The organism is Pseudomonas sp. SJZ077 (assembly GCF_007993905.1).
Taxonomy (GTDB): Bacteria; Pseudomonadota; Gammaproteobacteria; order Pseudomonadales; family Pseudomonadaceae; genus Aquipseudomonas; species Aquipseudomonas mandelii.
Genome location: NZ_VIUJ01000001.1, coordinates 47,887 through 70,465 on the forward strand (window position 1 = coordinate 47,887; position 22,579 = coordinate 70,465).

Genomic DNA, 22,579 nt, shown 5'->3' on the forward strand with positions numbered 1-22,579 from the left:
AATCGAGGGTGATTCGCGCAAAAACGTTACAAAACTCACAAATAATGTTACTTAAATAACATCAACAATCAACCCCGGAATGCCTGTGGACAGTAAAAAAGCCGAGCGTCTCAAGCTGATTCAACAAGCCCTGCAAGACCAGAGCGCCATTCATCTGCGCGAGATGGCGGCATTGCTGGACGTGTCCGAGATGACCCTGCGCCGCGACCTCAGCAAATACACCGACCACCTGCGCCTGCTCGGTGGCTACATCACCAGAATCCACGATGGCAACGAGCCCGGCGATTACCGCGTGGCCGAACAGGACACCCGCCACGTCGAAGAAAAACGCCGCATCGGCAAACTCGCCGCCGGGTTTATCCAACCGGGCGACACGGTGTTCTTCGACTGCGGCACCACCACGCCTTTCGTGATCGATTTCATTCCCGACGAGCTCGAGTTCACTGCGGTGTGCAACTCCCTGAACGTGCTGACCAAACTGTCGCAAAAACCCAACTGCCACATCGTGGTGTGCGGCGGCACGTTCCATCGCAAGAACCAGGTGTTCGAGAACACCCGCGAAACCGGCATCCTCGACAGCGTGCGCCTGACCTGGGCCTTCGTGTCCGCCGCCGGCATCAGCCAGGACTTCGGCGTGACCTGCTTCAATTTCAATGAAGTGGAGGTCAAGCAGAAGGTCCTGCGCCAGGCGCAACAGCGGCTGCTGCTGGCTGACCACAGCAAGTTCGACACGGTGCGTACCGCGCATTTCGCCAACCTCGGGGATTTCCAGTTCGTGGTCAGCGACAAGAAAATCCCCAAGGCCTACCGCGACGCCATCACCGCCAGCGGCGCGCAGTTGATCATCTGATCAAGGCCTGTTGTTCCGCTGCACTCCGGTAACCGGTGGTGACGCAAAAATCCGCCGTCGCCCCTGCCGCCAGCGAACGCACATGGCCCTTGGCGGACTCGGCGCGATAGCCTTCCGGCTCGCAAGTGGACGGCAGCACAAACGCTGCCACTTGCTGATCGGGGTTGTGCAGGATCCAGCGCGCGGCGTGGTCGAATTGGTCTGGACGGTAGCGGGTGTAGAACGCCGCACCGTCGGGATGGCTCAGCAGAAAATGCGCATGACCGCTGTCGTCCGCCCGCACGCCGTCGAAGAAAAACACAATCTCGGGGTCGTAGAGCCTCGGCTGATCCAGGCAGGTGAACTGCTCCGGGTCTTTGGCCAGCACCTGCATGTATTCAGTCCAGGCCGGCGTCGGTTTGACGTGGGCCGGCACGCTGCTGCGCAAGCGCACGCGCTCGACCCCCAAGGGCTCGATGAAGCGGGCGCCGTCGACATAGGCGTAATTCATGTGCGCCATGTACATCAGGTCCATCGGCTTGCCTGCCAGATTGGTCACCTGCATGGCGATGTCGAACAGCCCGGAATCAGCGCGCAAGGTCACGCTGGGCGTGGCCAGGTATCGGTCACCAAACCCCTGCGCATATTCGTACTCGCCGCCGAGTCGCAGGAAACCGCCAGCGCTGTCTTCACCGACCTCCAGCCAGGCACGATCCATCGCTGCGCAAGGCATCTCGCCGTGCAGCGGATGATCGTCCTCGGGGCTCGGGCAACCGTTGCGCAACAGGCCACTGTGAAACATGAAACAGCCGTAAGTGCCGATCACCGTCGGGCTCGGCCGGGGCTGGCTGAACAGGTTGCTCATGGTCAGGTCGCAACCGTCGAACACGGCGGACCAGATCATCTGCCCCAGATACGGCAACACCACCAGACGGCCGCGACTGTTGGCCAACTCCAGCGCCAGCACGCCACTGGGATAGACCCAGGAACTGACCGTGAACGCCTCCGACTCCAGCAAAGTTTTGTGCGCCTCGCCGAACTGCGACGGCTGCAGGTTGATCCGCGTGTTCATGAAGTCACCACCGCACCTACTGGCCTCCGTTCGCTGTCGGAATGACGCAGGCAACGCACCGCGTACATCACGATCACGATGAAGCACAACAACGGCACGCTGTACGCCAGTTGCATGTTGCCGCCGCTGTAATCGGACAGCAGGCCCTGGAAGATCGGGATCACCCCGCCACCGACAATGCTCATCACCAGCAGCGAACCGCCGACGCCGGTGTCTTCGCCCAGGCCGTCAATGGTCAAGCCGTAGATGGTCGGCCAGCATGGCCCGAGGAATACGCTGACGCCAACGGCGGCGTACACCGCCGTGATGTTCGGCACCAGGATCGTATACGCCAGCAACACGATGCACAGCACGCCATACACCGCCAACACCTTGGCCGGGTGCAGTTTGCGCATCAGCACGTTGGCGATCAGCTTGCCGACAAAATAGGCGGCGAAGGTGGTCAGCAAAAACCACGACGCGCTGCGTTCGTTCATGCCGCCCAACTGCATCGCCAGGCGAATGGTGAAACTCCAGACACCGACCTGGGCGCCGACGTACAGAAACTGCGCCAGCACGCCAAAGGTGAAGCGCTTGTTGCGCCACAGTCGCGACAGGCTCTGGCCGAGACTGGCGGATTTCTTGCTGGCCACCTGATTGCCCTTGCACTTCGGAAACCGGGTGATGGCGATCAGGATGAACATCAGCACCAGCACCGCGATCATCCATTTGTACGGCAGCAAGGTGGACTGGATCATTTGCAGTTGCTGGACCGCCGCGTCCGAAGCGCTCATTTGCGTGAGCTGCTCGCGGGTGGCGTCGGTGTCCTTGAACATCACGAAGCTGCCGACGTAGACCCCGGCCATCGCGCCGAACGGATGGAAGGTCTGGGAAATATTCAGGCGACGGGTGCCGGTTTCACGCGGTCCCATCAGCGTCGAATAGGTGTTGCATGCCGTTTCGAGAAACGACAGCCCCGCCGCGATCACAAACAGCGCCAGCAGGAACATGCCGTACTTGGCGGTCGACGCCGCCGGGAAGAACAGCAGGCAACCGAACATGTAGAGCATCAGGCCAATGAGGATGGTGGTCTTGTAACTGAAACGGCGGACCACCAGCGCGGCCGGAATCGCCACGAAGAAATAGCCCAGGTAAAACGCCGATTGCACGAACGCGGTCTGGAAATCGCTGAGCAGAAAGGCCTTCTTGAAATGCGCGATAAGCACGTCGTTCATGCTCGCGGCGGCCGCCCACAGCGCGAAGATGCTGCACAGCAAAATGAAGGCGAACCAGGGCGTGCGGTTCAGGTAGAAACCATCGGCCGTCTGTTGGAGCGGAGGCTTTGTCATTGTTGTTCTCCGTGGTGAGTGTTGAGGGGTGAATCAGCTCGATTTCAAGCGCCGAGCTGGCGCTGGAATTCAGCGAATGCAGTGGCGTCCGGGTAGGAGGTCTGGGTGCCCAGGCCGGTGACCGAGCAGGCGGAATACGCCACGGCCTGGGTCATGGCGGCGCGGATGTCGCGGTCGCGGCTCCAGTGATGAATGAAGCAACCGATGAAGGCATCGCCTGCACCGGTGGTGTCGCGCGCGGCAACCGACAGGCCGGGAATCTGGAACTCGCCTTCCTCGCCGACGTACAGCGCGCCTTGCTGGCCGAGGGTCACGATGACGTGGCGAATGCCGTCGGCGACCAAGGTTTGGGCGGCTTTATGGGCCGACGCCGGCGAGTCCACGACCTGGCCGGTGATCAGCGCTAGCTCGGATTCGTTGGGCACCAGGAAATCCAGGTTCGCCAAATGCTCACGGCTCAGGCCGGACAACGCTGGCGCCGGGTTGAGCAAGACTGGAATGTTGTGCGCGCGGCCGAATTCGATGGCGTGGTAAACGGTGTCGACATTGATTTCGAGCTGCAGAACGATCAGCGAGCACTCGCGCAACGCCTGGGCCGCCGCGTCGATATCCGCCGGGACCAGGTGCGCGTTGGCGCCTTTGACGATGAGGATGCTGTTGTGCGAGTCGGCCTGGACGAAGATCGGCGCCACACCGCTGGACACGCCGGGCACGCGCTGCACGTAACGGGTGTCGATGCCAAAACGCTGGAAATTGGCCAGGGTGTTATCGGCAAACATGTCATCGCCGACCTTGGTGAGCATCAGCACATCCGCCCCGAGCTTCGCCGCGGCAACCGCCTGATTGGCGCCCTTGCCGCCGCACCCGAGGGCAAACCCCGGCGCTTCGAGCGTCTCACCCTGGGCCGGCATGCGGTCGATGTAGGTGATCAGATCCACCATATTGCTGCCGATGACTGCGATCTTGCTCATTGCTATCCCACCTTGATCCGGCTTGCCAGACTGATGCTGGACGTTGTTGTTTTGTTATTTAAATAACATTTTGTGTGATTATTCAATCTTTTTGTTGGGTGGGGTTTGAGGCAAAGACGAATGGCTTTGCGAGATGCGTGGGCAGAAGGGACGCCATCGCGAGCAGGCTCGCTCCCACATTGGAATGCGTTCCCCTGCAGGAGTGAGCCTGCTCGCGATGGGGCCCTACGCATCACCGACTGATCCGTGCCCTTCATACGACTGTCGAATTTATCCCCACCTCCCCCACGCATCTGTTAAAACCCGAACTTTCCTTTTCACCCTCAGGCCGCCTGCATGTTTTCAAACCTGATGAGCCGCATAAGCCGCCGCTGGCTGCACTGGCTGTGCATGGCCACGCTGGTCGTCGGCTTGCCCGTCGGGTGCGGCGCACTCAAATACAAAGAACGTGAGCTGTTGTTCCGCATCGAGCCGGGCACCGCCGGCTGGTATCGCGGTTTACCAACAGACGTCCAGGAATTCGATATCAAGCCTGCCAGCTTCAAGGACGGGCAAAACCTGCATGCCTGGTGGTGGCCGGCCGCGCGCCGCGATGCGCCGTCGATCCTGTATTTGCATGGCGTGCGCTGGAACCTGACCGGTCAGGCGTTCCGCATCGAGCAATTGCGGGCGATGGGTTATTCGGTGCTGGCCATCGACTACCGCGGCTTCGGCCAGAGCAAGGGGGACCTGCCGTCGGAAGCCAGTGTCTACGAGGACGCCCGCGTCGCCTGGGAGCGTTTCAAGACGATGCAACCGGACGCCAACAAGCGCCTGATCTATGGCCATTCACTGGGCGGCGCGGTCGCCATCGACCTCGCGGCAGACCTGGCGGCGCAGGCGAAAAAACAACGCAACCCGATACCGGTGCGCGGTCTGGTGATCGAGTCCACGTTCACCTCGCTAGGCGATGCCGTGGCGCAAGTGGCCGACAGCAACCTGCCGGTGAAATGGTTGCCGGTGCGCTGGCTGCTGTCGCAGAAATTCGATTCCATCGACAAGATCGTCGACATCGACATGCCGCTCCTGGTGGTGCATGGCCTGGCCGACCCGTTCATGCCCTCGCGGTTCAGCCAGCAGTTGTTCAACGCCGCCAGCGAACCCAAGCGTCTGCTGTTGATCCCCGGCGGCACGCACAACAACAGCATGAGCCGGGGTGGCAGCCAATACCGCCAGGCACTCGAAGGCCTGATGAAAGCAAAACCACCGCAGATCGCCGGGCCTAGCGGTAACCCTGGGCTTGCAGGTTGAACAGCTGCGCATAGCGCCCGCCCGCCGCCACCAGACTGCCGTGATCGCCGCGCTCAAGGATCGCCCCCTGATCCAGCACGATGATGTGGTCGGCGTTGCGCACGCTGGAAAACCGGTGCGAGATCAGCAACGTCATGCGGCCTTCGGTGTGCTGGCTGAAATGCTCGAACACCGCCGCTTCCGCTGCCGGGTCGAGTGCCGAGGTCGGCTCGTCCAGAATCAGGATATCGGCGTTACGGCGCATGTAAGCGCGAGACAAGGCAATCTTCTGCCACTGCCCTCCGGACAACTCCTGGCCACCGGCAAACCAGCGGCCCAGTTGAGTGGCGTAGCCTCGATCCAGCCCCTCGATGAACGGCGCGGCCATGCCTTCGGTTGCCGCTTCCTTCCAGCGTTGCTCATCGTTGAACGCCAGCGTGTCGCCGACGCCGATGTTCTCGCCGACGGAAAACTGATAGCGGATGTAATCCTGAAAAATCACGCCGATGCGCCGGCGTAGCGCGTCTTCTTCCCAGGCCTGCAAATCGCTGCCGTCGAGCAGAATGCGCCCGTGATCGGGGCGATACAGACGAGTCAGCAACTTGATCAGCGTGGTCTTGCCCGAACCGTTCTCCCCCACCAACGCCAGGCTGTGCCCCGGCACCAGGTGCAAGTCGATGCCTTCAAGGGCCGCGCGGCTCGCCCCCGGATAACGAAAACCAACGTTCTCGAATCGCAAACCATCGCCAGGCACGGCGCCCACCGTGAGATGCCCGGCATCGGCCACCACCGGTTCGGCGAGGTATTCGTAGAGGCTCGACAGGTAAAGCCCATCCTCGTAGAGGCCGCTGATGGCGCTCAAACTGTTGCTCACCGCCGTTTGCCCCTGCTTGAACAGCACCAGGTACATGGTCATCTGCCCTAGGCTGATCTGGCCGTGGACGGTATCGACCACCACCCACGCATAGGCGAGGTAAAACGCCCCCGTGCCGAGCAACCCCAGCACAAATCCCCAGCCATCGCGGCGCAAGGTCAGCCGCCGGTCTTCGGCATACAGGCGAGCAAACGTCTCGCGATAGCGCTTCAACAGCAGCGGCGCGAAGCCGAACAACTTGACCTCTTTGATGTAGCCCTCGTGGGAGAGCAGCGTCTCGATGTAGTTCTGCTGCCGACTCTCCGGCGCCCGCCGCGTGAACAGCCGGAACGCATCCCCGGAAAAATGCGCCTCGGCGAAAAACACCGGCAATGCGCCGACCACCAGCAACACCAGCGCCCAAGGCGAAAAATGCACCAGCAACACGCCGAAGCTGATCAACACGATCAGGTTCTGGACCAGCCCCAACGACTTCATCACCAACGCCAAAGGCCGGGTCGACGCCTCGCGCCGCACCCGCACCAACTTGTCGTAAAACTCGGAATTCTCGAACTGCACCAACGACAACGTCTGGGCCTTCTCCAGAATCATCGTGTTGACCTTCTGCCCCAACTGCACCCGCAACAACGACTGCTGAACCGACAACGCCCGCTGCGTCCCGGACAACAACGCCAGCACGCCCGCCTCGAACAACACGTAACGCACCACCGGCCACAACGGCGCACTGCCCTGCTGCGCGTGCAATTGCATGGCGAAAACCACTGCGTCAACGATGCGCTGGCCCAGCCACGCGGCCAGCGCCGGAAGGACACCGGCGATCAGGGTCGCCAGCACGAGGCCGAGAAACAGCCCGCGAGAAGTGCCCCAGACCAGGAGCAAGGCGCGCCGAGCCTGGTCGAGTAATGAGGTGAAACGAGAAAGTGCCGCAGGCATAGGGTGATGGGCTCGGCAGATGAGGGTCGCTGATTGCGCTAATATCGTCATGGTACTTCAGCCGGACAATTGGATACGAACTTGCGCACAAACCGACTCAAAAGCAGCCACACTCATAATTTTGCGACGCAACGCAACGCAATGCGCTCGCATATTTCCGGAAAGTTTGTGAACGATTTGATGTAACGCGTAATATAAGCCGCTGGGGGATCTATAACGGAATTCTAAGGGCAACGTAGGCTGAATATGAAGGAAGACAACCCAAGCTCAGAAAGTCTAGGCGCTACGACCGGGAAGCCAACGATGGATCCCCTGGAGCCTGAGGCTCGCAAAGCACTTAAGCGAGGAAATCGAGAGGTCATCACCGATTTTTACGTCAGCGTTAATGTTGAGAACGAGCCGAAAGACTACGCGTTCAAGGTCTATGTTCGACTGAATGCTAAGAAAATGACGCTTAAAAATGTCTCATTTCAACATTCAGTCTTCGACGCTTGCTACTTCAATAACTGCGTCTTCGATACCTGCGATTTTACCGGGTGTCGCTTCATTGGTTGCAATCTTCATCAGTCTGCGTTTTCCGGATGCAAGTTCGAATATGCAATCTTTGAGCGTTGCCAAATCGATGACGATATCCTTGAACGAGAAGCGCCGCAGCAAGAAAACCTGAAGTTAAGATTCGCTAGATCACTGCGAATGAATTTTCAACAGATAGGTGATGCTAAGGCGGTTAACAGGGCAATCTCCCAAGAATTGGATGCTACATCCAGTTATCTTAAAAAGTCCTGGTCATCAAGCGAGACGTATTATAGAAATAAGTACCCAGGCTGGAAAAAACTACCTCAGTTTATAAAGTGGCTCGAATTTCGGATGCTCGACGCGATCTGGGGTAATGGTGAGAACACTCTAAAATTGCTGAGATCCATCGTAGTTGTTCACTTGGCGATTGCCCTATATGACACTTACAATTTCGCAAATCCATGGGATTTGAAAGCTTATCTCACAAGTTTCTTCGCGTCCCCTGGAGTATTTTTTGGCATCAGTACCCCTAATCCCTACCCGATCTGGTTTTCCTCAATAATTGCTGCTACTCGTTTAGTTGGATTTGCATTCCTTACTGCGATCCTCGTAAAAAGGTTTGGACGGCGATGAGCATGCACATTTATGCCTTTGGATCGATCTGCCGCGGGGAGATCGATATGGGATCCGATGTCGATCTTTTGGCATGCGTCGACGGCCCAGCAGGCCATATAGACTCCGCAAAATATTCTATATACAAGTATGATCGCTTACGCGCCTTATGGGCTGAAGGTAATCCATTCGCATGGCATTTGCATTTGGAATCAAAACTGCTTTTTTCCTCTGACGGTTCAGACTTTTTAAGTGATCTCGGAAAACCTGCTCGCTATCGCGCAGATTTCGACGACTGCGATAAATTTAAAAAGCTTTTCGATCGTTCCTACTTCGAATTAACAAACTCGTCAAACAGTGCGACTTTTCATCTCTCGTGTATATTTTTGGCAATTCGTAATTTCGCGACATGCCATTCGCTTTCTGTCGGAAATCCTATTTTCTCTAGACAATCCCCTCTGTTGGTTCAGCCAAGGCTTGAAATCACTTCTAATGTGTTTTCTATACTCACACGTGCTCGCCTACTTTCAACTCGGGGCTTTGGCGAAAACATCACTCGCGAAGAAGTGATCACAGCTACCGAAGAAGTGGCCATTGTTCCAATGTGGATGGAAACGCTAAGGAGGTCTCAGTCGCTATGATTGAATTCAATAACAGAATCGACGCTCAGCGTGTAATCCTTAACTTGGTTAACCGCCCACACTGGAAGGAGGAATTATACGGCCTCTCTTATGACGCTATCGGTCGATGGATTCGGGCCAATGAGATAAATCCCGCAGATGATCTCGCTCGCACAGTTTTCGAGTCAGCAGGTAAGCTTTTTTTTCTCGCCAACAAAAGCCAAGAGCAAGTTACGGATGAATATCGCCTTCTGTCAGGTGAAGTGCACGAATTGACAGAGAGGATAGCAAAGATTGTTTCCACCATCATTTGATGGCTTGAAATATGCTATCCCTGAATCTGCCGTTACAAAAGACCGCTTGTGAAAGCTGCCTTTTGTAATAGGTAGGACGACTAGACAAATCAATTTTTACTCCACAGAACGGACACGCGAGCTAATTTAGTTTGTGGACGTGAAGTTCAGACTCCTTGATCAGATATTTTATTTCTGAAGCCATTAGCGCTGCTTTCACTGAATGCTCTGATCTCATATCATGCAGTTGTAGTTGATTCGGTAGAAATGGCCATCCTGTAAGGATGAGTCCGCCAGTTTCCAATATTGCCGTTTTACTCTCGCCCTCATACCTATAAATGAGAGCGTACGCTGCATTTTCGTTATATACAATTCCGTTATATCGCTGGGTATGCGGCATAGCTACCACATAGTCTTTAAATTTTGTGTACGATCCCACGGAGGGTGGATTTACGGTTTTGCACTTAATCAGCCCTTCATGCGTTGAAAGGTAAAACTCTAGGATTTGCCCTGAATACTTGTCAAAGTTGTACTCCTCCTCGCCTAAATAGTAATTCGATACGGGGTCCGTATCTAGCGCGATGCTTTCCAACCCCTTCACGACTATTGGCGGGCTGAGTTTCTGCACTGGCACAACAAAATGCCGATCAACAAGCACATATATTTCGTGCACGGTCAGTGGTTTATCTTTTAGATTTGTTATCACTATGTCGCCAACGCGTGTTGCCGTTAGTCTTTCGTGAGCTGTGCTATAGGAAATTAGAACCTTGTTGCCAATTTTCTTCCAACCTAGATAAAAGGTAAGCGGCAGTAAAATGATGCCAGGAATGATACGCAAAACCGTATCAATGTGCGGCCAAGCCGCATGCAATAACGACATATAGTTAGTTCCTTTATCGTGTGACTATATTGATACCTACTCTTGGAAATGGACCTCAAGCTTCAAGCTACACGCCTAGAGTTGGTATCGTCCTCTCAATGAAAGTTTTGTCGAGACGCTGACACCCAATAACCCAACGCCCATCTACGTAATCATCATTATATTGACAGCTTTGACGAAATCGGTCGAAATGACTTTGGCGTTTATTGGAGCGAACTCGTACTGTTGACCAAAGGCCGTCATCGGTGACGGAACAAGCAGCATCTATGTTGAGGCGTCAATGATATGAATGCCCCAACGTCGTCCTCTTGACCGACGTAATTCAGAGAAGCGCCGCAGCCGTCAGCGTCCTACCATCCGCCGGTGATCGATCCGGCATCGCCTACCAGAACCTCAATTCAAAAAACACACGTCACCGCGCACACCCAAGAAGAACTCAAGCGGGCGTCGGGTGGGGTCGCGCCGCAAGACACCCGGAAAAATGTCGGACGCGTCCTCAGATGTTGGAGCGCTTTCACGCGTTTAACGATGCGTGTTTAAAAACACCCAGTGTTACGTCCCGAAGGCTACAAGACCTTGCGCCATTACCTACGGTTAAGACAGAATCCGCCGGCTTGTGATCCTTGCCCCTGGCCTCTATTGTTTCCCTGCCACTGCCTATCAGTGGTCGGGTTTAGTAGCCCGGTATCTAGCAAGGTGCATTAGCGCCTATCAATCAGGTATTCATTTGCCTGCACTTGATGGTGGCTGTGCGCAGGGCGCTCTCGGGCGCGCCGGATTGCTAGGTCCCCGGTCTACTAACCTGCGAACAGCCGCCACCCTTATGTTTAGTAGCAAGAGGGTTGCGGCCAAATTAAAGGACTTAGCGTATGTTCAAAGTTACACCCAATCCGCCGGCCCCCGATCCGGCATCCCCGTACGAATCCGTCGCCTCAAAAAAACTCAATGAGGCCGCCGAGCGCGCCCTCGATTTCTATCTCAACCCGGCAGCGCTCATGAACAACACTCCACGCAAACCCAGCACTATTTTTATGATCGCGCCAGACATCGACCATGAAACCTTGCTAGTTCAAACGTGTGAGAATTTGGCATCGGCCAGCGTCATGGCCGGCGACGTGGCGGCATTGGTGGAAGGTCCCCATCGGCATACCCTCTTGGCACTTCAGCAGGTCATCATGCTGGGGGAACTGGCGGCGAACCGAATGCTGGACAACTTCGTTCCACCTAAGTAATCACTCAGCCCCTTAGCGAGGGCTTGTTCCTCGCTAAGGGGCAGCAAAGACATCAGACTCCCCCCTGAAACCGCGCCCGATACCGCCCAGGACTCTCCCCCGTCCACTTCTTGAACGCCCGATGAAACGCACTCGGTTCCTGAAACCCCAGCTGCTCAGCAATATCACTAATACTCGCCCGGCTCTCACGCAGCTGCTCAAACGCCACCCCGCGCCGCACTTCGTCCTTGATCTCCTGATACGAACAGCCTTCCCGCTCCAGTTTGCGGCGGAAGGTGCTGGGGCTCAGGTGTTGTTCGAGGGCGAACGCCTGTAAGGTCGGCCATTGGCTGTAATGGCTGTTGCGCAGGCGCTGATGGACTTGTGATGCCAGGCCATGCTGGTTGCGGAAGCGGATCACCAGCCATTGCGGTGCCGTGCGCAGGAACACTTTCAGTGAAGCCAGGTCCTGGACCACCGGCAGGCGCAGGTAGTGGCTGGCGAATTCGATTTCGGTGCGGTCGGCGCCGAAGGTCAGGTTGGGGCCCCAGAGCAATCGGTCGTCGCTGAGGGAGACGCGCTCGTGGCGAAAATCGGCGCGGTCGATCGGGATGCGCCGCCCGCCCAGCCAGCACAGCAGGCTGATCATCAACACCAGGAACGTCTCTTCACCGAAACGGCTGGCGTCTTCGTTTTGCGCGTGGCTGTCCAGGCTGATGATCGCGCGTTTGCCGCGCACGGTCAGGGTGCCGCGAAAGTCGCGCAGGAACAGCGCGAAGTTGGCCAGGCACTGGCGCATGGCTTTGTGCAGGTCGGGTTCCTGGATCAAGGCGCGGCAGATCAGCGCGAAGCTGCCGGGGGGCATGCCGTGGGAGTCGAGTCGGAAGAACTCATCGTTCAATTCGCGGATCTGAATCAGCCATAGCGCAGCAAACGCGCTCGCCGGCACGCGGGCGGTCGGCTGCTCGATCAATGCCGGGTCGATGCCCGCCTCTTCCAGCGCAGCTCGCGAACGCTGCGGATTGCCCCCCTGCCCATGGATCATCGCCTGCACGAAGTAGGCCGCCACCGAGTCCTTTTCCCGCATTTGAACGCTTCTCTCCCCATCGCCCGACTGGCAAAAAACACCAGCACCGTTGAACAGTTGCGGCATAGGACAACCGCCCTGCCGGTTCTAGACTCGCGGCCAATAGTACGCCTTCGGCCGTTACGTCGGCCAAGGTATCGCAGGGTTTGATCGGAAGGACGGAACATGAATCTGCAAAACATCGGCGTGATCGGCGCGGGCACCATGGGCAACGGCATTGCGCAAGTCTGCGCAGTGGCCGGCTTCAACGTGACCTTGATCGACATCTCCGAGAGCGCGCTGCAAAAAGCCCTGGCCACCGTTGGCAAAAACCTCGACCGGCAGATTGCCAAGGAAACCCTGACCGAAGCGCAAAAGCTCGACGCCCTCGCCAGGATCCGCACCAGCACCGATTACAGCAGCCTGCACAACGTTCAGCTGGTGATCGAAGCCGCCACCGAAAACCTCGACCTGAAACTGCGCGTGCTGCAACAGATCGCCGCGCAGGTCAGCGCCGAGTGCGTGATTGCCTCCAACACGTCGTCGCTGTCGATTACTCAACTGGCCGCCAGCGTCAGCCAGCCTGAGCGTTTCATCGGCCTGCACTTCTTCAACCCGGTGCCGGTGATGGGCCTGATCGAAGTGATTCGTGGCCTGCAAACCAGCGACGCGACCCACGCCCTGGCGTTGGATATGGCCACCACCCTCGGCAAAACCGCGATCACCGCCGGCAACCGTCCGGGCTTCGTGGTCAACCGGATTCTGGTGCCGATGATCAACGAAGCAATTCTGGTGTTCCAGGAAGGCCTGGCCAGCGCCGACGACATCGACGCCGGCATGCGCCTGGGCTGCAACCAGCCGATCGGTCCGCTGGCGTTGGCCGACCTGATCGGTCTGGACACCGTGCTGGCGATTCTCGAAGCGTTCTACGACGGTTTCAACGACAGCAAATACCGCCCCGCTCCGCTGCTCAAGGAAATGGTCGCCGCCGGCTACCTGGGACGCAAGACAGGACGTGGCTTCCATGCCTATGCCTGAGCGTTGCTCGCGCTTCGCCGAGTACCGGGACATCGTGCTGGAGTTGTTCGCCAGCAAGGGGTTCGGGCAGGTCGGCATGCGTGAGCTGGCAACGTGCCTGGGGCTGTCCCCGGGCTCGTTGTATCACCATTACCCGAGCAAGCAGCACTTGCTGCTCGACCTGATCGAGGAGTTCTACGAAGAACTGCTGTCGACCCTGGGGCGCATCGACCAAAAAGGCTCGGCAAAACGCGACAAACTGCCCAACCTGATCCGCGCGCATTTGAATCTGCACCGGGAAATGCCGTGGCATTTTCGCCTGGCGGAGCGCGACAGCGGCTGCCTGAACGCCGAGCAGCAAGCGCGTGTTCGACAGTTGCGCGAGCAATACGAACGCACGTTGCTGAAGATGCTCGGCGCACCGTCCCGCCTCGGCGAACAGGGTTTGATCGCCGCCGGACACGCCATCGCCAACTTGCTCAACAGCGCCCCCGGCTGGCTGGCACATCACCCGCTGGAGGACGCGCAGCGCGATGAGTTGCTGGAAAGCCTGGTGATCGGCGCCGTCGAGCGTCTGCTGCGCCCATCGCCCGCCACGCGTGCGGCGGCCTGAGTGTTCAAGCAATAAGCCTCGCTTCTTCCATAGAAAAAACGTCTAAACAAACCCGGCACGATTCCACGTCTAACGCTTTGCTACTTGGAGTCCATTCAAAGGCCAATATGGGTCTCCAGACCCACGGTTACCGGGAGCAAAACATGAAAATCAATCCCTACCTCATCTTCAACGGCGACTGCAAAGCTGCCTTCACCTTCTATGAGCAAGCCCTGCCAGGCCAGATCGAAATGATGATGACCTTCGGCGAAAGCCCAGCGCGCGAACACTTCCCCGCCGACTTGCACAACCTGATCATTCATACCTGTCTGGCCGTGGGTGATCAGGCGATCATGGGTTCGGACACCACACCGGATCGCCCCACGGATGACATGAGCGGTTGCTCGGTCTCGCTGAACGTCGACAGCATTGCCGAAGCGCAACGTGTGTTCGACGCGTTATCAGAAGACGGCAAGGTGCAAATGCCACTGGAAGAGACTTTCTGGGCCGCACGCTTCGGAATGCTGGTGGACCGGTTCGGTGTGTCGTGGATGGTGAATTGCGAAAAGGATCAGTGACGAGTTCCAGACATCCAACAGCCCGATCAGGAAAGGTTGGGCTGGCGCAGTAGCGCCTATCCCTTCACGCACACCACCTGACGCAAGGTGTGCAGCACTTCCACCAGTTCGCGCTGGGCGTGCATGACGTGGTCGATGTTTTTGTAGGCCATGGGGATTTCATCGATCACGGATGCATCTTTGCGGCACTCGACGTGGGCGGTGGCGCGGACCTGATCTTCGACGGTGAACAGGCTTTTCGCTTTGGTGCGGCTCATGACGCGACCGGCGCCGTGACTGCAGGAACAGAACGATTGCTCGTTGCCGAGCCCGCGAACGATGAAACTTTTCGCGCCCATCGAGCCTGGGATGATCCCCAACTCGCCCTTCTGCGCCGACACCGCGCCCTTGCGGGTGACCAGAATATCCTGGCCAAAGTGCCGTTCTTTCTGCACATAGTTGTGGTGGCAGTTGACCGCTTCCAGAGCGACTTCGAACGGTTTGCTGATCACTTTACGTGTGGCCTGAATCACCGCGTGCATCATCAAGGCCCGGTTCTGTCTGGCGAAATCCTGGGCCCAACCGACGGCTTCGACGTAATCATCAAAATGCCGGCTGCCTTCTTCGAAATAGGCCAGATCACGGTCCGGCAGGTTGGCGAGGTGCTGGCGCATGTCGGCCTGAGCCAGTTGAATGAACAGGTTGCCGATGGCGTTACCAACCCCGCGTGAACCGCTGTGCAGCATGAACCAGACACGGTTGGTTTCATCCAGGCACACCTCGATGAAGTGGTTACCGCTACCCAACGTGCCCAAGTGCCCGCGATTGTTGGTGTTGGCGAGTTTCGGGTATTTGTCGGTGATCGCCTTGAACCGCGGGTTCAGTGCGGCCCAAGCCTGATCGGCCTGTTTCGGAACGCTATCCCAAGCCCCTTTGTCCCGCACGCCACGCCCGACTGTGCGGCCATGGGGCACGGCTTTTTCGATTGCGCAGCGCAATCCATGCAGGTTATCCGGCAAGTCAGCGGCGGTCAGCGATGTGCGCGCGGCGATCATGCCGCAGCCAATGTCCACGCCGACAGCGGCGGGAATGATCGCACCCACCGTCGGAATCACACTGCCAATCGTCGAGCCTTTGCCCAGGTGCACGTCAGGCATCACCGCCAGGTGCTTGAAGATAAACGGCATCTTTGCGGTGTTGATCAATTGTTGCCTGGCTTCGTTTTCGACCGGGACGCCTTCGGTCCAGAGTTTGATCGGTTTGCCGTGGGCGACTTCCAGCAGTTGGTAGGTAGGTGCTTGCATGTTTTCGAACAAGTGGCGCCTCGGCCCCTTGAGTTCCTTGGTTATTTCCTGGTTTCCAGGATCTTGTCAGCGAGCGCTTTGGCCCGCTTGATCGACAGGTTGTGCGTGGGCACCGTCTGATGAAAGAAGCGCCTCTATCTTACGCCCGAATATTCCCCTGAAAACCTCAACGTGATCACAGAACCAGTGGGAGCATGGCTTGCCCGCGAAGAACGATGACACGCAATACCTGAAAAACCGCGGTGCGTGCTTCGCGGGCAAGCCTCGCTCCCACTGGATTTTCGTCGCTCGTGGACTTAACGGCATCCGCCGAGGCCGCAGATATTGAATGTCGAACGCGCTCTTCAGAGCTTGGCGATGGAGACCTCGGTGGATTTGACGAAGGCAATCACCTCGCTGCCCACGCGTTTAAACCGTCGCGCTGAAGCCGACAACCCAGCAGCACGACAACCATTCGTCGCCTATGAAAACCTGACGCACAACAGGCGGCCCTCTCTGGCTTAGGGATTGCACAAGCCGGTCTTGGCAGCCCCGGAACGACGTAATTCTGACGCGGCGGCCCTCTAATCAATGCTTGGTCAGTCCCCCCGGAGATGTAACGTGTCAACTCTCAATGAAATCGCAGCGAACCACGCGAGAATGGCTATGGCAAAGGCGCAAGAGTCGACCGGACTGAGTGAGCGACATCTTCAAATCGTCGGCAGCGTCGAAATCCGCACCAGCGATGAACAACCGCACGTTCCACTGCACTTCATCACCGTGACGCCGGAAAACCACCTCGCCCAGGCGGCTGGCTACTAACGCCGTCCCCTGACGATAAAACCCGGCGCAATGGCCGGGTTTTTCTGTTAATCAACCCAAGCCCTTGCCCACGATTGGCGCCGACGCGCCTAAACTCAACTGACAACGAACTCGCCCTGCGATTGGAGGATGAGGCACTGTCATGTTTGAAATCTCAGCGGTGGCGCGGGTGAAGCGCTTCGCCGCAAACATGGCCGGCCGGGATTTCGCGGTTGGCGACATCCATGGCCACTTCACTCGGCTGCAGGCTGCGCTGGATGCCGCCAGGTTCACCCCTTCGGTCGATCGCCTTTTCAGTGTTGGCGATCTGATTGACCGCGGGCCCGAATGCCGCGCCGCGCTCGATTGGCTGGACAAGCCGTGGTTCCACGCCGTGTGCGGCAACCATGATGACTACGTGGTTCACTTCGATACCTGTGCCGTCGACAGCTGGATCTTCAACGGCGGCTTATGGTTCACGCACCTGTCGCTGCCCGAACAGAAAACATTCGCCGCGACGTTCGCCGAGTTGCCAATCGCAATCGAAGTCGAAACCGCCCAGGGCCTGATCGGCATCGTGCACGCCGATTGTCCGTTTCCATCATGGGCTCAACTGCGAAACGAACTGCAATCGCCCAAGAGCAGCCAGCGCCTGATGCAAGTCCAGAACCGCTGCCTATGGTCCCGCAGCCGCCTCGAACAGCGGGAAACACAGGGCGTTGCGGGCCTGCGTGCGCTGGTGGTCGGGCATAACCCCATTCCCGTGCCCGTCAGGCTTGGCAATGTGATTCATATCGACACGGCGGGATGGAGGCCGGCGGAGGGCTATTTCACCCTGCTGAATCTCGAAACGCTTGAGCCGGCGCCTTGAGCATCCTGTACCGCTCGTCCTGACCTCGGCACGTTCACCTTCCATGCTTTTCCAATGGGTACATCCACTCGCACAGCAGGTGCAAACGATGAACAGCAAAATTGCTCCTCTCATGCTCGCCGGACTTGTCTCGATCTGCCCGCTCTACTCGCTCGCAACCGAGAAAACCACGGAAGACGCCACCCTCCCACCCAGCGCACTTCCCGGGCTCAACCAAGGCGAGTCGAATGCAGAAAAGGCTGACAAAAAGGGCGAGGAAGCATCGGGTTCCAATTCTGGCGCGGAATCGCATGAGATAGAAAAAGACGCCGCTGGTTCGAGTGGTTCAGGGAATGAAGGAGCCAAGTCGAAGCCGCAACAGTAAGCCTGCAGGCGAGTGGTGCACGGGCGTGAGTACGATAAAGGGCATCCCCCACGGCGCGAGCTCATCCCGGCACTGACGGTGATTGCCCCAAAACCCGTCACTTTTTGTGGCGGGCTTTTTTGCGTACGGCGCGTCGGATCGACGTTAGTCAGCCTTTTTTATATTGAGGACGTCGTGCACATGAGCCATCAGTTGCTCACCATTGAAGGGCTTCCTGAAATAACCCCGCGCACCCAATTCCCGCGCCCTGATTTCCGTACTCTCTCCCACGCTGGCAGTGATGAAGATGACCGGGAAACGCATCGCACGCGCTTGCAGTGCTTCAACCAATTGAATGCCGTTCATGCCGGGCATCCGGATATCCGAAATAAGGCACGCCGTTAAGTCCAGCGCCTTGCAAGCCAGAAACTCTTCGGCACATGAAAAAGTACGACAGGCATACCCCATCGACCTCACCAGGCTGTCCAGTGAAGTACGAACAGTGTCGTCGTCATCAACGATCGAAATGATTGGAATGTTTGACAATTAATTCAACCTTGAAGTGATGGGAGCTAATCGATAAAGCGCCTCTTTTTCTTGAACACGCTCGTTCTGACGGGTGGCGTTGAAACCTGCATCGCTCATGGCCCTCAATGCCTGAATGGTTTCTCTGCCCCCCCTTCATGCTGCTTTAAAAAATCAATGAACACGCGCAGCTTTGGCGGCATGGCGCTGCGGCTGAAATAGTAAAGTGACAAACTGCGCCTGGGGCTCCAGTCCTCCAGCACTCTGACCAGGCGGCCATTGGCAAGGTAGTCCTGAACATAGCGGTCATACACATAGACAAAACCACAGCCATCAAGCGCAGCGCCGAGCAAGGTCATCCCGTCGTTGCTGGAAATGCGCCCTCTTGTCTCGATCTCGACATCCTGCCCCTCGCATGAAAATGTCCACCGCTCGCAGGCACCGGTCACGGCGCTGTTGTAGCGGACGCAATCATGGTCCAGAAGTTCTGCCGGAACCTTCGGTATGCCGTGAGCGTTGACATAGGCGGGCGATGCCACCACAGCCATCTGGATATCGGCGCCCAAAGGAACGGTCACCATGTCCTGTTCCAGCATTTTGTTCACTCTTATGCCGGCATCGAAACCGTCATTGACGATATCGACCACACGACTTTCGATGGCGATATCCAGATTGATGTCTGGATAGGCCGCCAGGAACCTGGGCACCAACGGTTCCAGAAACATCACATAGGCGCTGCGTGACATGGTCAACCGCAGCGTACCTGAAGGGTTCGCCGCGACCTCAGCCAAATCTGAAAAGGCGCTTTTCAGCTCAAGCACCAGCGGCGCAACCTTTCGATAGAACACTTCACCGGCCTCGGTCAGGCCCACGCTGCGCGTCGTTCGGTTGAACAGTCGAACGCCGGCCCGTTTTTCCAACTGGCGGATGGCGTGACTGATCGCTGATTTGCTCACGCCCATCATGACCGCTGCCGCGGTAAAACCGCGCGAATCAGCCACGCAAACGAAGACTGTCAGCAGCTCGAATCCATCCGTATCGATTGTCAAAGCGGGTTCACCTGATAGTCAGAACAGCGCGTCAGGACAGTCGCAGCCCCGTGATGCCTAACATGATCGACAGGCTGGTCAGCACGCCGATAACGGCGCCACTCCACCAACAGATATTGGCTTTAGACAGGGAAACGCCGTGCGCCAGCATCACCACCCTGAGCCCTGAAAACAGGTGAGCAATGATAAAGAACACGCCAATTGCATAATGCGGCAGCAAACGAATGCCCCAAGGGTCATGAATCATTCCCACCGGATCACCGGACGCAAAGTCCCAGCCCGTTTCAATTCCGGCGTAGGTTCTTGCAAATACAAACACGGCGTTGAGGTGGCCCAGGATGAAGATGGACAGGAACACCCCGGAGCCCACTTGGAAAATACGATAGTTGTCGCCACCGACCGAGCTCCAGTTCCAGGCAAGGCGCAGGCCGCTGACCACCTGAAACAGCAGAGCAACGACCAGGATCGGTTCGACAAAGGATGAACGATAAACGGTGCGTCCCAGCTCCATGACCTTCGCGTGAACGTCCGGTCCGGCCAGGCCGAACAAATGATTGAACAAGTGAAAGACCACGAACAACAACACGATCACCCCGGCAATGCCGTGGGCCACTCGCAGTGCCGGCATGGAACGAATGGGCTTGATTGGCTGCTCGTTCTTGCCACCGTCTCTACTGAGATAAACTCCCAGCCCTATCCAGGACGCCGCCCAGAACCACTCATCCGGCACTGGGCTGCCCAACATGATCAGATTGACACCGACAAAACAGTACAGCGTCGGCGCGCACATGATGAAGAGTGCCAAGCGTCTTGCTCTGAGCTGTGCTGCCGCGTTCTGTTGACGCGTAATGCGTTGGCACGCCAAGGCAAACCCCATGGCCGGCACCGCGAAAACGGCCACCATCAAGGCAATGGCCAGAAGCATGGAACCCAGCGGCATCGTCGAGCCCGGTTCAACCGACATGACCTGCGCGTGGAAGGCATTCAGGAAATAAGGGTATACGGCGGTCACCAGCACAGGCACCCAGATAGCCCATTTATGCGGCGCGTTTTGTACCGCCCTTTCGTAAGGGCTGACTGCCCACTTATCGACCATCCAACAACCCTCGAAAATAAGATAGTTATCGCAAGGATTGTAAAAGCCTATTCGCCCTGTGATATTCCAAGCAGAATGCCAGAGAAACGAAAAAACTAATGACTAACTAAGTATAGTCACACTATATGAAGGTATTAATCCTCAGAAAAAAACACACTTACTCTAGCGACTCACAAGTACTGACCCACCCGTAAATCCATTCAACCGACGATTGTCCAATTTCATTACACAGTCTGTGCACTGTCAGGATGATTGTCGCCTCAGCGCCAAGCCCTATAATTCGTTTGCCCCTATTGGCTACTTACAAATACCTGACTCCCTGAGTTGGCTGCTCACTCGAGCAGACACACACTCGCAATCATCAAGGAATCCAACATGACTCATCGTGCAAGAGCAGCTCGCATCCATGCTTACGGTCCGCCTGAAGTACTGGTATTTGAAAACATCGAAGTAGCGGAGCCCGGCCCCACTCAGGTATTGATCCGCAACACGGTCATCGGTTTGAATTTCGTCGAGGTTTATTACCGACGCGGGACATTTCCAGTGCCTGCATTCCCAGCCATTCTCGGTAATGAAGCGGTGGGTATCGTCGAGGCCGTCGGCGTCGATGTCGTGGGTATCAAGGTTGGAGACCGGGTTGTTTATTCGGACGATGTGCATGGCGCCTATTCAACGCTGTGCCTTTATCCCGCCGATCGCGTGGCAATCGTTCCGGATGACATCAGCGACAAACAAGCAGCGTCCAGCTTCCTGAAGGGCCTGACCGCACGTTACCTGCTCAAGGAAACCGTCAACCTCAAGGCGGGCGATACCGTGCTTTATCATGCCGCGGCAGGCGGCGTCGGGCAGTTGTTCACCCAGTGGGCAAAGGCGCTCGGTATACGGGTGATCGGTACGGTGTCTTCGGATGAAAAGATGGCCATTGCTTTAGCGGCAGGCTGTTCGCATGTCATCAACTACCGCACGGAAAACTTCGCCCATCGCGTCATGGAGCTCACCAATAATGTCGGCGTGAAAGCCGTATTCGACTCCGTGGGCAAGGACACTTTTGTCGACTCGTTGTCGGTGCTGCAGCCGAGGGGAACGCTTGTGGTATTTGGCAAGGCCTCCGGCAACCCTCCGTTGATCAACCCGTTCGACCTCGCACCGCGATCGCTGAACCTGACCTGGCCGGTATTGCCCGTGTACGTGGCAACAGCCGAACAGTTGGCGGTCGCGGCGCAAGACCTGTTTAACGCAATTACGACGGGAATAATCAATGTTGAGCCTGGGCGGGTTTATCCATTCGATCAACTAGTAGACGCCCACAGAGACCTTGAAGAACGCCGCACTACCGGTGCTACTGTTTTAATCGTTTGAACGACTCAAGTACGCTCATCCCGCCACAGGCCATACCAAGGGATGAGCAACTTATACGAAGATGCCTGCGCAGAGACCGTAGGCATAAGTGACGTCTCTGTTCATTCCTTTACTATTTGAATGGCTCTAACGAAACCAGCTTTTCACACGTTACCCGTTCAACTACATAAATAGCGCCTCGCAAACTTAAGGTTATTTATGAATTGAGCCTACTGACTAATCAGGGTGAATATAATGAAAACTTCCGAATTGGGTCTGGCCATCGCCTTTCTTGCCGCGACGGGTTTGATCGCTACCCAAGCTATCGCCTCCGAAGGGTACGCCGAACAAAATATTGCCGTCGGCCGGGAAAATAATGCACCGGATGATCGTGACCCACCGGTGCAACAACATCGCGCCAGATCGGCGCCAACTCGTGTCGCCGAAGGCGGATCGGATCGTCTGATCGAGCGCCGCAGTGTTGCCGAAGGTGGATCGGATCGCCTGATCGAGCGCCGCAGTGTTGCCGAAGGCGGATCGGATCGCCTGATCGAGCGCCGCAGTGTTGCCGAAGGTGGATCGGATCGTCTGATCGAGCGTCGCAGTGTTGCCGAAGGCGGATCGGATCGTCTG

The 22,579-nt window shown here is 57.1% G+C and carries 24 protein-coding genes; 14 read left to right on the forward strand and 10 right to left on the reverse strand.

From position 1 onward, the window contains the following. Positions 1-85: 85 nt before the first annotated feature. The gene (gene deoR, locus FBY01_RS00230) at positions 86-850 is read left to right on the forward strand and encodes a DNA-binding transcriptional repressor DeoR (RefSeq protein ID WP_010455758.1); all 765 of its coding nucleotides are present in this window, start codon (positions 86-88) and stop codon (positions 848-850) included. Here the strand turns inward: deoR and FBY01_RS00235 are convergent. The 3 genes from FBY01_RS00235 to rbsK are packed head-to-tail and all read right to left on the reverse strand — an operon-like array spanning position 843 to position 4,200. After that, entirely contained in the window at positions 843-1,901 is a 1,059-nt protein-coding gene (locus FBY01_RS00235; RefSeq protein ID WP_145306297.1) for an aldose 1-epimerase family protein, read from the reverse strand. The two genes, deoR and FBY01_RS00235, sit on opposite strands and share 8 nt — an antisense overlap. Continuing rightward, positions 1,898-3,229, reverse strand: coding sequence for an L-fucose:H+ symporter permease (gene fucP / locus FBY01_RS00240; protein ID WP_010455761.1), 1,332 nt, complete (start codon positions 3,227-3,229; stop codon positions 1,898-1,900). Before fucP ends, FBY01_RS00235 begins: the two co-directional genes overlap by 4 nt. A gap of 44 nt (positions 3,230-3,273) precedes the next feature. Then, on the reverse strand, positions 3,274-4,200 hold the full coding sequence (gene rbsK, locus FBY01_RS00245; RefSeq protein WP_145306295.1) for a ribokinase: 927 nt from the start codon (positions 4,198-4,200) through the stop codon (positions 3,274-3,276). A 336-nt stretch (positions 4,201-4,536) separates the two neighbouring features. On the opposite strand from rbsK, the gene FBY01_RS00250 reads away from it, so the two are divergent. Beyond that, on the forward strand, positions 4,537-5,490 hold the full coding sequence (locus FBY01_RS00250; protein WP_145306294.1) for an alpha/beta hydrolase: 954 nt from the start codon (positions 4,537-4,539) through the stop codon (positions 5,488-5,490). Here the strand turns inward: FBY01_RS00250 and FBY01_RS00255 are convergent. Further along, positions 5,462-7,276, reverse strand: coding sequence for an ABC transporter ATP-binding protein (locus tag FBY01_RS00255; protein WP_145306292.1), 1,815 nt, complete (start codon positions 7,274-7,276; stop codon positions 5,462-5,464). The genes FBY01_RS00250 and FBY01_RS00255 overlap by 29 nt on opposite strands. A 246-nt stretch (positions 7,277-7,522) precedes the next feature. Here FBY01_RS00255 and FBY01_RS00260 point away from each other — a divergent pair, with 246 nt between their 5' ends. The 3 genes from FBY01_RS00260 to FBY01_RS00270 are packed head-to-tail and all read left to right on the forward strand — an operon-like array spanning position 7,523 to position 9,338. Beyond that, positions 7,523-8,425, forward strand: a complete 903-nt coding sequence (locus FBY01_RS00260; protein ID WP_145306290.1) for a pentapeptide repeat-containing protein — start codon at positions 7,523-7,525, stop codon at positions 8,423-8,425. A gap of 2 nt (positions 8,426-8,427) precedes the next feature. Then, positions 8,428-9,045: a nucleotidyltransferase domain-containing protein gene (locus FBY01_RS00265; RefSeq protein ID WP_145306288.1), complete on the forward strand. Its 618-nt coding sequence runs from the start codon at positions 8,428-8,430 to the stop codon at positions 9,043-9,045. Continuing rightward, positions 9,042-9,338: a hypothetical protein gene (locus FBY01_RS00270; protein WP_145306286.1), complete on the forward strand. Its 297-nt coding sequence runs from the start codon at positions 9,042-9,044 to the stop codon at positions 9,336-9,338. Before FBY01_RS00265 ends, FBY01_RS00270 begins: the two co-directional genes overlap by 4 nt. A 121-nt stretch (positions 9,339-9,459) precedes the next feature. Here the strand turns inward: FBY01_RS00270 and FBY01_RS00275 are convergent, their stop codons facing one another. Then, on the reverse strand, positions 9,460-10,197 hold the full coding sequence (locus tag FBY01_RS00275) for a S24 family peptidase (RefSeq protein WP_145306284.1): 738 nt from the start codon (positions 10,195-10,197) through the stop codon (positions 9,460-9,462). An 869-nt stretch (positions 10,198-11,066) separates the two neighbouring features. On the opposite strand from FBY01_RS00275, the gene FBY01_RS00280 reads away from it, so the two are divergent. Beyond that, positions 11,067-11,429 (forward strand): DUF6124 family protein, encoded by a 363-nt coding sequence (locus FBY01_RS00280; protein WP_145306282.1) that lies wholly within the window; start codon positions 11,067-11,069, stop codon positions 11,427-11,429. A gap of 52 nt (positions 11,430-11,481) precedes the next feature. On the opposite strand, the gene FBY01_RS00285 is transcribed toward FBY01_RS00280, so the two are convergent. After that, complete coding sequence (locus FBY01_RS00285) at positions 11,482-12,495, reverse strand: AraC family transcriptional regulator (RefSeq protein WP_145306281.1); 1,014 nt, start codon at positions 12,493-12,495, stop codon at positions 11,482-11,484. Between the two features lie 165 nt (positions 12,496-12,660). On the opposite strand from FBY01_RS00285, the gene FBY01_RS00290 reads away from it, so the two are divergent. From FBY01_RS00290 to FBY01_RS00300, 3 genes are all read left to right on the forward strand, one after another. After that, entirely contained in the window at positions 12,661-13,512 is an 852-nt protein-coding gene (locus FBY01_RS00290; protein ID WP_010455783.1) for a 3-hydroxybutyryl-CoA dehydrogenase, read from the forward strand. Beyond that, positions 13,499-14,104, forward strand: coding sequence for a TetR/AcrR family transcriptional regulator (locus tag FBY01_RS00295; RefSeq protein ID WP_042932735.1), 606 nt, complete (start codon positions 13,499-13,501; stop codon positions 14,102-14,104). Before FBY01_RS00290 ends, FBY01_RS00295 begins: the two co-directional genes overlap by 14 nt. A gap of 143 nt (positions 14,105-14,247) precedes the next feature. After that, entirely contained in the window at positions 14,248-14,661 is a 414-nt protein-coding gene (locus FBY01_RS00300) for a VOC family protein (RefSeq protein WP_145306279.1), read from the forward strand. A gap of 56 nt (positions 14,662-14,717) precedes the next feature. Here FBY01_RS00300 and FBY01_RS00305 read toward each other — a convergent pair whose 3' ends face one another. Then, entirely contained in the window at positions 14,718-15,944 is a 1,227-nt protein-coding gene (locus FBY01_RS00305; RefSeq protein WP_077748153.1) for an RtcB family protein, read from the reverse strand. 600 nt (positions 15,945-16,544) lie between these two features. On the opposite strand from FBY01_RS00305, the gene FBY01_RS00315 reads away from it, so the two are divergent. The 3 genes from FBY01_RS00315 to FBY01_RS00325 all read left to right on the forward strand — a co-directional run bounded on the left by FBY01_RS00315 (position 16,545) and on the right by FBY01_RS00325 (position 17,959). Then, positions 16,545-16,745 (forward strand): hypothetical protein, encoded by a 201-nt coding sequence (locus FBY01_RS00315; protein ID WP_077748130.1) that lies wholly within the window; start codon positions 16,545-16,547, stop codon positions 16,743-16,745. 142 nt (positions 16,746-16,887) lie between these two features. Beyond that, entirely contained in the window at positions 16,888-17,595 is a 708-nt protein-coding gene (locus tag FBY01_RS00320) for a metallophosphoesterase (RefSeq protein WP_145306277.1), read from the forward strand. Between the two features lie 88 nt (positions 17,596-17,683). Continuing rightward, the gene (locus tag FBY01_RS00325; protein WP_010455793.1) at positions 17,684-17,959 is read left to right on the forward strand and encodes a hypothetical protein; all 276 of its coding nucleotides are present in this window, start codon (positions 17,684-17,686) and stop codon (positions 17,957-17,959) included. Between the two features lie 144 nt (positions 17,960-18,103). Here the strand turns inward: FBY01_RS00325 and FBY01_RS00330 are convergent, their stop codons facing one another. The 3 genes from FBY01_RS00330 to FBY01_RS00340 all read right to left on the reverse strand — a co-directional run bounded on the left by FBY01_RS00330 (position 18,104) and on the right by FBY01_RS00340 (position 20,608). Then, positions 18,104-18,484: a response regulator transcription factor gene (locus FBY01_RS00330; protein ID WP_010455795.1), complete on the reverse strand. Its 381-nt coding sequence runs from the start codon at positions 18,482-18,484 to the stop codon at positions 18,104-18,106. 104 nt (positions 18,485-18,588) lie between these two features. After that, positions 18,589-19,512 (reverse strand): LysR family transcriptional regulator, encoded by a 924-nt coding sequence (locus FBY01_RS00335; protein ID WP_010455797.1) that lies wholly within the window; start codon positions 19,510-19,512, stop codon positions 18,589-18,591. A gap of 31 nt (positions 19,513-19,543) precedes the next feature. Beyond that, entirely contained in the window at positions 19,544-20,608 is a 1,065-nt protein-coding gene (locus FBY01_RS00340; protein WP_010455798.1) for a hypothetical protein, read from the reverse strand. Positions 20,609-20,983: 375 nt separating this feature from the next. On the opposite strand from FBY01_RS00340, the gene FBY01_RS00345 reads away from it, so the two are divergent. Together FBY01_RS00345 and FBY01_RS31710 are read left to right on the forward strand one after the other, a co-directional pair. Further along, positions 20,984-21,967, forward strand: a complete 984-nt coding sequence (locus tag FBY01_RS00345; protein ID WP_010455799.1) for a quinone oxidoreductase — start codon at positions 20,984-20,986, stop codon at positions 21,965-21,967. A 234-nt stretch (positions 21,968-22,201) separates the two neighbouring features. After that, on the forward strand, positions 22,202-22,579 hold a 378-nt coding region (locus FBY01_RS31710; protein WP_145306363.1), incomplete at its 3' end, for a phage infection protein.

Bases quoted from the DNA above. Each gene is read 5' to 3' on its own strand.
- FBY01_RS00235 (WP_145306297.1), bottom strand. From the start codon at position 1,901: ATGAACACGCGGATCAACCTGCAGCCGTCGCAGTTCGGCGAGGCGCAC.
- fucP (WP_010455761.1), bottom strand. From the start codon at position 3,229: ATGACAAAGCCTCCGCTCCAACAGACGGCCGATGGTTTCTACCTGAAC.
- rbsK (WP_145306295.1), bottom strand. From the start codon at position 4,200: ATGAGCAAGATCGCAGTCATCGGCAGCAATATGGTGGATCTGATCACC.
- FBY01_RS00250 (WP_145306294.1), top strand. From the start codon at position 4,537: ATGTTTTCAAACCTGATGAGCCGCATAAGCCGCCGCTGGCTGCACTGG.
- FBY01_RS00255 (WP_145306292.1), bottom strand. From the start codon at position 7,276: ATGCCTGCGGCACTTTCTCGTTTCACCTCATTACTCGACCAGGCTCGG.
- FBY01_RS00260 (WP_145306290.1), top strand. From the start codon at position 7,523: ATGAAGGAAGACAACCCAAGCTCAGAAAGTCTAGGCGCTACGACCGGG.
- FBY01_RS00265 (WP_145306288.1), top strand. From the start codon at position 8,428: ATGCACATTTATGCCTTTGGATCGATCTGCCGCGGGGAGATCGATATG.
- FBY01_RS00270 (WP_145306286.1), top strand. From the start codon at position 9,042: ATGATTGAATTCAATAACAGAATCGACGCTCAGCGTGTAATCCTTAAC.
- FBY01_RS00275 (WP_145306284.1), bottom strand. From the start codon at position 10,197: ATGTCGTTATTGCATGCGGCTTGGCCGCACATTGATACGGTTTTGCGT.
- FBY01_RS00280 (WP_145306282.1), top strand. From the start codon at position 11,067: ATGTTCAAAGTTACACCCAATCCGCCGGCCCCCGATCCGGCATCCCCG.
- FBY01_RS00285 (WP_145306281.1), bottom strand. From the start codon at position 12,495: ATGCGGGAAAAGGACTCGGTGGCGGCCTACTTCGTGCAGGCGATGATC.
- FBY01_RS00290 (WP_010455783.1), top strand. From the start codon at position 12,661: ATGAATCTGCAAAACATCGGCGTGATCGGCGCGGGCACCATGGGCAAC.
- FBY01_RS00295 (WP_042932735.1), top strand. From the start codon at position 13,499: ATGCCTATGCCTGAGCGTTGCTCGCGCTTCGCCGAGTACCGGGACATC.
- FBY01_RS00300 (WP_145306279.1), top strand. From the start codon at position 14,248: ATGAAAATCAATCCCTACCTCATCTTCAACGGCGACTGCAAAGCTGCC.
- FBY01_RS00305 (WP_077748153.1), bottom strand. From the start codon at position 15,944: ATGCAAGCACCTACCTACCAACTGCTGGAAGTCGCCCACGGCAAACCG.
- FBY01_RS00320 (WP_145306277.1), top strand. From the start codon at position 16,888: ATGTTTGAAATCTCAGCGGTGGCGCGGGTGAAGCGCTTCGCCGCAAAC.
- FBY01_RS00325 (WP_010455793.1), top strand. From the start codon at position 17,684: ATGAACAGCAAAATTGCTCCTCTCATGCTCGCCGGACTTGTCTCGATC.
- FBY01_RS00340 (WP_010455798.1), bottom strand. From the start codon at position 20,608: ATGGTCGATAAGTGGGCAGTCAGCCCTTACGAAAGGGCGGTACAAAAC.
- FBY01_RS00345 (WP_010455799.1), top strand. From the start codon at position 20,984: ATGACTCATCGTGCAAGAGCAGCTCGCATCCATGCTTACGGTCCGCCT.